This is a genomic window from Sulfuricurvum sp. MLSB, assembly GCF_000747095.1.
Taxonomy (GTDB): domain Bacteria; phylum Campylobacterota; class Campylobacteria; order Campylobacterales; family Sulfurimonadaceae; genus Sulfuricurvum.
The window spans coordinates 1-1,191 of the sequence record NZ_JQGL01000029.1; the positions used below are offsets into that span (position 1 = coordinate 1).

The following is a 1,191-nucleotide window of genomic DNA, read 5'->3' on the forward strand; positions in this document are numbered from 1 at the left end:
GTCGGTATCGGCGCACGCGATGTTTCCGAATCGTTTTTGTTTCAGCTCGAATCCGCGCAGATCAGCGATGAGGGGTACACGCTTGCCCGTGAAATGATCTCGCATCTGGACGAACTGAGCCGCTATCGGAAAGAAAAAGCATTTAGCGACGTGATGAAAGTGCTCGGAAGCTTCAAAAATCCCCCTGCCATCGAATACCTTGAAGATTCAGCCCAGGTCGTTCCCGATTTGATGATCTATACCGATCCCGAAGAGGGGATCGAAGTAAAGCTCAATGACCGTTACTATCCCTCAATCGCGATCGACAACAGCTACGGCGTGGACCATGCGTTTGTCAAAGAGAAGATCAAAGAGGCCAAAAGCCTTGTCGATGCGTTGGAGATGCGCAAGGCAACGCTCTACAAAGTGGGGCTGATGATCGTCGAGTATCAGTACGATTTTTTTACCGGAGGCGTAATACGGCCGCTGACGCTTAAAACCCTTGCCGACGAATTCGGGCACAATCCCTCGACGATTTCGCGGGCAATCGCCAATAAATACATCGCCTGCGATCGCGGCGTGTACGCGATGAAAGACTTTTTCACGACGGCTATCGACGAAGACGTCTCCAACGCCGCGATCAAAGACTACGTCAGCGAACTGGTGAAAAACGAATCGCCTAAAAAACCTCTGAGCGACATGAAGCTTCTCGAACTGGTGCAAGAAAAGTTCAAGATCACGATGGTACGCCGCACGATCGCCAAATACCGTAAACAGCTCGATATTCCCGGCTCGTCCGAGCGTAAACAGCTCTATTTGATCGGTTGTTCGTAAGGTTATGAGGTTCAACGAGATCAAAATGCTTCTCGATGCCGAAGTCGCCTCCCGGAACTGCGAGGGCGAATTGTGCGAAGCGCGCCCCGATCCGCTGATGATCGCACGGCGTTTTCCCGACGAGCACCATGCGCTTACGTGTGCACTGTTCGCCTACGGCAGTGCCAAAGCGATTGTCTCGTTTCTGACGTCGTTGGAACTTGCTTCGGGCGATTCGGACGAAGAGACGCTCCGCTACAGGCTGGAAGGGAAGTATTACCGGTTTCAAACGACTGAAGATATCGTCCAGTGGTTCATCACCCTGCAAAGGCTGCGCGAGAGCGGCGGAGCCGAACAGGCGTTCCGTGAGGGATATGCGAAGGACGGCGTTATCGCAGG

General features: G+C 53.0%; 1 protein-coding gene and 1 pseudogene. Both read left to right on the forward strand.

The window, feature by feature from the left end:
* Positions 1 to 813: pseudogene (locus JU82_RS03435) on the forward strand (RNA polymerase factor sigma-54); the annotation flags it as partial.
* Positions 814 to 838: 25 nt separating this feature from the next.
* Positions 839 to 1,191 (forward strand): DUF2400 family protein (locus JU82_RS03440; protein ID WP_294892085.1); only part of this gene is annotated, 353 nt, incomplete at its 3' end.